We start from the raw sequence: 7,304 nt of genomic DNA on the forward strand, positions 1-7,304 counted from the left end.
AGAAGAAAAGATACCGTATAACGTAGTAGAAGAGTTTGATTTGATGGATGGCGGAGACCCAACTACGCCACCAAGATTCAGCTGTGAACAATGTGGAGGAGAAATGTACCCGGAGTATTATAAAGGAGTACAAGGACACGAATACAAACTATCGGATGTGCTCTAGCTATGGGAAACAGGAAAGGACCGGGCTGGTTTTTGCCCGGTTTTTCTTATGTTTTGCTGCTGTTAAAGGGCGCTTACCCCTTGTTTGTAGACTTCCTATTTAAAAACTCCTCTTATGATTAGAAAAAGCTCCTACAATTTAAGCTTTAGTTAATAAGTACGCTCCATTTATTAACGGCTAGTAGCCTCTGTTTCCTTTTGTTACGCAGACAACTCAAATTTACAATAATTTTAAATATAGCTCCTACATGAACTAGATGGTATTAATATAACGTAAATAATTTACTTCCCCTTTACAATTTAAGCTGACTATGACCATCCCTCTCCCTGTTAGAGCTTAAAACATCAGCATTTCTAATAACTTTCCATATATTGGGGTAAAAATAGATGATTAACTTTCATTTACAAAAAAACAGCTTTTATTTAATTATAGCTTTAATCTTCCTTTACATTTGGCTACTACAATAAAGTTAGACATCGAAATAAGTGTGTTGGAAAGGAGGATCTTGATGACTAAAACAGAATTACACATTCATTCGACATTTTCCGATGGAGGTTATAATCCATCAGAAATAATAAACAAAGCAGCAGCAACAGGTATACAAATTCTTTCTTTTACGGATCATGACGCTATTGGTGCTTATGATGCAGCTTTACGCCATGCGGAAGCGAATCACATTACGTTAATTCCAGGGATAGAGCTCAATACAGATGGGGAAGACGGAGAGCTACACATCCTTGGGTATTTTTTTGATCCTCACCATAGGAAAATGTTTGAGTATACATTATGGCGCAAACAGGAGCGTACTATATGGACTAAAAAGATAATTACGCTGTTAAATCAGCTTGGTTATCTGATTACGTTTGAAGGTGTAAGGCAGCATGTCCCTGGAGAGATTATCGTACGTACACATATAGCGGAAGCACTTGCAAAAGAAAAATATTTTACAACGGCAAGAGAAGCTTATGAGGAATTACTAATTAAAGGTAAGCCAGCATTTGTGGAGCGTGCTGCTTTTTCTGCAAAAGACGCAATTGCGTTAATTCATGACTGTGGTGGGGAGGCTTATTTAGCACACCCCGGAACGTATTCCTCTCCAGTTCCGATAGATAATTTAATATCGTATGGGATAGATGGGATAGAGGTATACCATTCTAAACATAGCGAGGAAGATATCCATCATTGGTTAGCGTATGCCAAAAAACATGAGCTGCTCGTTTCCGGTGGTTCTGATTATCACGGAACGGAAGCAAGGAATTCTGTTGCAATAGGAAGTGTGCAGTTGGATGAACAATCCAAACAACATTGGATGAAACGAGTTGATCAATTATGAAATTTTTTATATCTTCCTCTTTATGTTGGGATTACCACCCGAAAGAAGTAATAACACTTGCTAAGAAGTTTTGTTTTTCAGGTGTAGAAATGTGGGCTGAACATATCTACCATCATGATGCTAATGCTAAGGTATTGCGTGATTATGCTAAAGAAGAGGGTATTGCTTTAACATTACATGCGTCCAGCTGGGATCTCAATATTTGTTCCATTAATAAGGGGATACAGGAGCAATCAGTGAAAGAACTAAAAAAATCAATTGATTTAGCGTCACAATTACAAGTGTTACACATGACGTTTCATCCGGGCAGATTTACGGTGAAAGATTATCTTTGGGAATATCATCAGGATCGCTTAATTGAAAATACGCAGGAATTATTAGCGTACGCTGCCGATAAGCAGGTAACACTGTCGCAAGAGTTAATGGAACCTATTGCTAAAGAGATTTTAACCCAACCAAAACATATGAATGTGTTTCAAGATAAAGTGGGTACAGAGCTTCCGGTTACTTTGGATATTGCACATGTTCCTTTGCATGAAAGCTCGATTCAATATTTGGAGCAATTAAGGTTTGTAAATAGTATTCACCTTAGTGATTCTAGTAAAGAACAATATCATGTTCCTTTAGGTGAAGGAGAGGTAGAGCTTCAGCACATATTAGAAGTTCTATCTACTATGGATGTTCCAATTGTACTAGAAGGTATGGACACGTCACGTGAATTAACTTTTTTAAAAAAGCATATTCAATTTCTTTATAACCATAAGTGGATCGAGAGGAAGGTATCTATTTGAAAATATTAATTACAAATGATGATGGCATTTTTGCACCTGGTGTGCAGGCGTTGGCAGATTTGCTTTCCCATTTTGGTGAAGTAACCGTCGTTTGCCCTGAAACAGAAAAAAGTGCCTATAGCCATAAAATAACGTTAAGACAACCATTGAAGTTAAAAAAAGTTGATTTTGCCTCACATGCAGAAGCCTTTGCTGTCAACGGTTCACCGGCAGATTGTGTCAAGCTTGGTATGGAGGTCTTACTTCCAGAAAAACCGGATATTGTTTTTTCTGGAATTAATATCGGACCGAATGTTGGTCGTGATTTGTACTATTCTGGAACAATTGCTGCTGCGCAAGAAGCAATGCTCTATCAGGTTCCTTCTGTTTCTGTGTCTTTAGAAACATTTGATAGCCGAAAAATAAAATTTGATATCGTGAAACAATTACTTTATCAAGTTGTGGAGGTGATTGTACAGAATAAAATCCCCAAAAATTTAATGCTTAATGTGAACTTACCTTACACGTCAAAAGAGCTCTGTAAAGGTGTTCGGGTGGTTCCGATGGATTTATCGGTATCACGCTATAACTTTGCTGGATTAAATGATCCCCACGGTCACATTTATTACTGGCTGAAGGATCACTATCATGAATTAGAGCTAAATGAAGGAACAGATTATCATTTGCTACGAGAAGGATATGTTACTATCTCGCCTATTGAATTAGTGCACACACGAAAGAGAAGAATTGATCAATTAACACGCTGGTTTTATCAATATACAAATTTACAGGAGGAAAAATAAATGAAAAGAATGGTTCTTTTTATGACATTATCATTGCTTTTAATATTTCTTGCGGCTTGCGGTGAAAGTGGAACTAATTCGAATGAATCTGATAAAGATAAGGATTCGAATGCGAGTGCAGCTAGTGATATGAGTGGTGAAATAGAGTTTTACACTTCCCAGCCTGATGTAGATGCGGAGAAGCTGGTGGATGCATTTAATCAAGAATATCCAGATGTTAAGGTAAACATATTCCGCTCAGGAACAGAAGAAGTAATCAGTAAAATTAACGCAGAAAATCAAGCTGGAGAAGTACAAGCTGATGTTTTACTAGTAGCAGATGCTGTAACCTTTGAAGGTTTAAAGAAAGAAAATATGCTAATGAATTATATGTCTCCAGAAGCTGAATCCATTCCGAACGATTTTGTTGATCCGGACGGTATGTACACGGGTACAAAAATAATGGCTACTGGTCTGATTGTAAATACAGATAAGGTTTCCGCAGCACCAACCTCATGGCAGGCGTTAACATCAGAAGATGCAAGCGACCAAATAGTCATGCCAAGTCCATTGTACTCTGGTGCAGCAGCATATAATTTGAGCGTATTGACCCGTAATCAAGCATTTGGCTGGGATTTTTATGAAGCTGTACAAAAGAATAGTCCAATGATTACGGAAGGAAATGGAGCAGTAATGGAAAACGTATCATCCGGTCAAAAATCATATGGGATGGTCGTAGACTATTTAGCTGCTCGTGCGGCAAATGACGGTTCTCCAGTTCAATTAGTTTATCCAGAAGAGGGTGTACCTGTCATTACAGAACCAGTTGGCATCATGGCAGATACCGATCAAGAGGAAGTAGCGAAGGCTTTTGTTGATTTTATCTTGTCTGAAAAAGGGCAAAAAATGCAAGCAAAGATTGGATATACTCCGATTCGTGAAGGAGTTGAACCACCAAAGGGTTTAAAATCGCTTGATGAAATTAAGGTATTACAAGCTCCGATAGAGGAGTTATATGAAAGCCGTGCATCAGATAAAGAGAAATTTGATGAACTGTTCTCCAAATAAGGATTACTAATTGTAGGTGATTGTATTGAATAATAAGGATTGGAATACTTTAACTAAAATAGAAGGGATGCGCAGAGGCGCATTTCCTTCTAGGTTATTTAACATATCATTGAAAACAGTTGGCATTATACTGGTAGCTATATTTTTTATCGTTCCTATCATTCGATTGGTGATGATGAGCTTTACAATGGAAGAAGGATTTTCATTACAGTATTATCAAGAGATTTTGCAGGATCAGCGAACATGGCAAGTGTTAAAAAATACGTTGATAATTGTAACTGGATCTACCATCATTGCTTTTATACTGGGTACGTTTTTTGCTTGGATTGTAGCATATACAGATATTCGTATGAAACGCCTGGTACAATTGTTTGTTTTTTTACCTTTTGTTATTCCTTCCTATATCACCTCGTTGGCATGGGTTCAATTTTTTGGCCCTGGTGGATTAATGGAGCGTATGGTGGCTTTCTTATCATTACCGAGCCTTTCCTGGGATTTGTATAGTATGTCTGGAATTATCTTTGTCATGGGGATTAGTCATTTTCCACTCGTTTATTTATTTTCTATCCATGTATTTCGAAAAATACCTCGAGAAATAGAGCTGGCTGCCCAAATATCTGGATCAACGCGATGGAATACGTTTAAAAAGATCATTCTGCCTATGGCACTTCCTGGCATTGTAGGTGGTTCATTTATTGCATTTTTAGGAAGTTTAGACAATTTTGGAATACCTGCTTTCTTAGGTACACCTGCTGATATCCCTGTATTATCCACATATATTTATCAACAAGTGATTGGCTTTGGTACATCCGCATTTAATCATGCTGCGGTATTATCAATGATACTAGGGGGCGTGGCGGTGACTGGTCTATTCGTCCAATGGCTGTTATTAAGGAAATCGAAACAAGTAGAAACAACCAAATTAGATTATACTCCTCGTTATACTTTGGGGAAAAAGCGAATTGTTGTTGAAAGTATGATGTGGCTGTTCTTTGCTGTTACAAGTATTTTTCCATTAATTTCAATGGCAATGCTTTCGTTTTTACGTGCATATGGTCTTGATTTCCTTCCAGAAAATTTCTCGCTGAAAAATTATCAATACATTCTAACGAGTAATTCTACGATAGATGCTATTTTTACTAGTATGAAACTAGCTAGTGTGACTGCTGTTATAGGAATAATCGCAGGAACCATATTTGCTTATTTGCGTATTCGTAAAACGAACACCACGATAAAAGTGATGGAAACGGCAATTACAGTTCCTTATGCATTACCTGGGATGGTTTTAGCGTTAGCGATGATATTTGCATGGATGGAACCAATTAAAGGTTGGAACCCAGGTATCTATGGATCTGCCATCATCTTATATATTGCCTATATTACGAGATTTTTAATTTTACAGATAAGGAGTGGTGTGACAGCATTTCAGCAAATAGATATTCAGATTGAAGAGGCGGCACGAGTTAGTGGAACAAATGGTATAGGTAAGTGGAAGAAAATCTTGATTCCTTTAATTACACCAGGGATTTTAGGTGGAGCATTGTTAGTGTTTCTTAGTGCTTTATCAGAGCTTACTGTTTCTTCTCTACTATACGCTTCGACATCTGAGACGATTGGTGTGTCTATATTAAGCTTTCAGCAATCGGGCTATTCTTTATATGCTACGGCCTTCTCTAGTATTATTGTAGCTTTAATTATGCTTGGATATTTAGTGCTATTTGCTGTACAGCGTTTTTGGAGCAGAAAGGTGGATAAAAGTAAATGAGTACAACTGTACAAAACGTAACCAAAAAATTTGGAAGTTATCAAGCACTTCATCGTATTAATCTATCCATTCAAGAAGGGGAATTTCTTGCGATTCTCGGTCCATCTGGATGTGGGAAAACAACACTATTACGCTTATTGGCAGGGTTTGAGTCACCTACCGATGGAAGTATTTTATTGGATGGTATAGAGGTAGCAAATGCGAAAACAGCTACTCCTCCAGAGCAAAGAAACGTAAGTATGGTATTCCAATCATTTGCCTTATGGCCGCATATGAATGTAAAGGAGCATATTCAATTTCCCTTACAGCATCACCGTTTTGCTGATAAAGCAATAAAGCAAGATGCCAATCAGCGAATTCAGGAGGTGTTGGAGATTGTTAACTTAACAAACTTTTCTGACCGAATGCCTGGTGAATTATCAGGTGGTCAGAAACAGCGTGTTTCACTTGCTAGAGCGATTGCTCCGAAGCCGAAATTATTGCTAATGGATGAACCTCTAAGTAATCTTGATGCAGAGTTACGTATGGAGATGCGACGGGAAATTCAAAACCTCCACCAATTAACCAAGGCATCTATAGTGTATGTTACGCATGATCAAGGAGAAGCTCTGGCAATGGCAGATCGAATTGTTGTGATGAATAATGGAGAGATAGAACAAATTGGTACGCCTGAAGAGATTTATTATCATCCAGAGACGCCGTTTGTTGCAAAATTTGTGGGAAAAGCTAATTTGTTCGAGGGTAGTTGGGAAGGAGATTCCTTTACCCTTAAGCATAGCAATGTGAAGTGGAAGGATTGGGGCATCTCCAATAAATTAAAGGAAAAGAGTATCTATCCATTGCGACCAGAGCAAATTACATTATCAAGAAAAGAGCACGGGGAGCTTACCGGTACTATTAAAACAAAACAGTTTCAAGGAAGGGATTATCACTATTCCGTAGCTGTGAATGATCAAGTTATTATCGGACATATACCGCTTAGTAAACCATTTGAAGTTGGTGAAAACGTCTCGGTTATCCCAATAGAAGGTTAGGTTGGGCATCATGCAGTTATTCTACGTAGATTTTTGGAGAATGGATGTGATCTGGATATCATATTATGTCAAAATCTTAAATAGTATGATCTATAGCGACTAATGCTTTAAATATAAGTCAAATACAGCCATTGGCTGTATTTTTTTTAAGCCAAGTAGTTATTTTGAAATGTTTGATGTATATTGGCAATGCTCCGACTAATTACTTCGCTTTCCGCGGGCACGGCCTCAACTAACTTTGCAAAGAAGAACACGTTGCAAAGTGGATTTTCGGCTCGCGCAATTCCCGCAGGAGTCTACGTAATTCGTCTTCGCTATGAGAAGGTGCACCAATTCTTGTCATAAGTAATAGGTTGACTTTTTTTACAATGGGTAAAGTGAAAATC

General features: G+C 37.9%; 6 protein-coding genes. All 6 read left to right on the plus strand.

The window, feature by feature from the left end:
* Nucleotides 1-674: 674 nt before the first annotated feature.
* From ABDZ84_RS07280 to ABDZ84_RS07305, 6 genes are read left to right on the plus strand one after another with little or no spacing between them, the layout of a single operon-like run.
* Nucleotides 675-1,499 (plus strand): PHP domain-containing protein, encoded by an 825-nt coding sequence (locus ABDZ84_RS07280; protein ID WP_034678148.1) that lies wholly within the window; start codon nucleotides 675-677, stop codon nucleotides 1,497-1,499.
* Complete coding sequence (locus ABDZ84_RS07285) at nucleotides 1,496-2,290, plus strand: sugar phosphate isomerase/epimerase family protein (protein ID WP_051388220.1); 795 nt, start codon at nucleotides 1,496-1,498, stop codon at nucleotides 2,288-2,290. Before ABDZ84_RS07280 ends, ABDZ84_RS07285 begins: the two co-directional genes overlap by 4 nt.
* Nucleotides 2,287-3,072, plus strand: coding sequence for a 5'/3'-nucleotidase SurE (gene surE / locus ABDZ84_RS07290; protein WP_026679639.1), 786 nt, complete (start codon nucleotides 2,287-2,289; stop codon nucleotides 3,070-3,072). Before ABDZ84_RS07285 ends, surE begins: the two co-directional genes overlap by 4 nt.
* A complete protein-coding gene (locus ABDZ84_RS07295) occupies nucleotides 3,073-4,119 on the plus strand; it encodes an ABC transporter substrate-binding protein (protein WP_026679638.1) in 1,047 nt (348 codons plus the stop codon). It begins immediately after the preceding gene.
* Between the two features lie 25 nt (nucleotides 4,120-4,144).
* Nucleotides 4,145-5,884 carry an ABC transporter permease gene (locus ABDZ84_RS07300; protein WP_343780728.1) on the plus strand — a complete coding sequence of 580 codons (1,740 nt, stop codon included), beginning with the start codon at nucleotides 4,145-4,147 and terminating at the stop codon, nucleotides 5,882-5,884.
* Complete coding sequence (locus ABDZ84_RS07305) at nucleotides 5,881-6,918, plus strand: ABC transporter ATP-binding protein (protein WP_121604332.1); 1,038 nt, start codon at nucleotides 5,881-5,883, stop codon at nucleotides 6,916-6,918. The genes ABDZ84_RS07300 and ABDZ84_RS07305 overlap by 4 nt, the downstream gene beginning before the upstream one ends.
* The last annotated feature ends 386 nt before the right edge of the window (nucleotides 6,919-7,304 follow it).

It is taken from the genome of Virgibacillus salarius (genome assembly GCF_039521925.1).
GTDB lineage: Bacteria > Bacillota > Bacilli > Bacillales > Amphibacillaceae > Virgibacillus > Virgibacillus salarius.

What these genes read in the sequence shown, in the direction of transcription:
- ABDZ84_RS07295 (WP_026679638.1), top strand. Translation starts at nt 3,073, where the DNA reads ATGAAAAGAATGGTTCTTTTTATGACATTATCATTGCTTTTAATATTT.
- ABDZ84_RS07305 (WP_121604332.1), top strand. Translation starts at nt 5,881, where the DNA reads ATGAGTACAACTGTACAAAACGTAACCAAAAAATTTGGAAGTTATCAA.
- ABDZ84_RS07285 (WP_051388220.1), top strand. Translation starts at nt 1,496, where the DNA reads ATGAAATTTTTTATATCTTCCTCTTTATGTTGGGATTACCACCCGAAA.
- ABDZ84_RS07280 (WP_034678148.1), top strand. Translation starts at nt 675, where the DNA reads ATGACTAAAACAGAATTACACATTCATTCGACATTTTCCGATGGAGGT.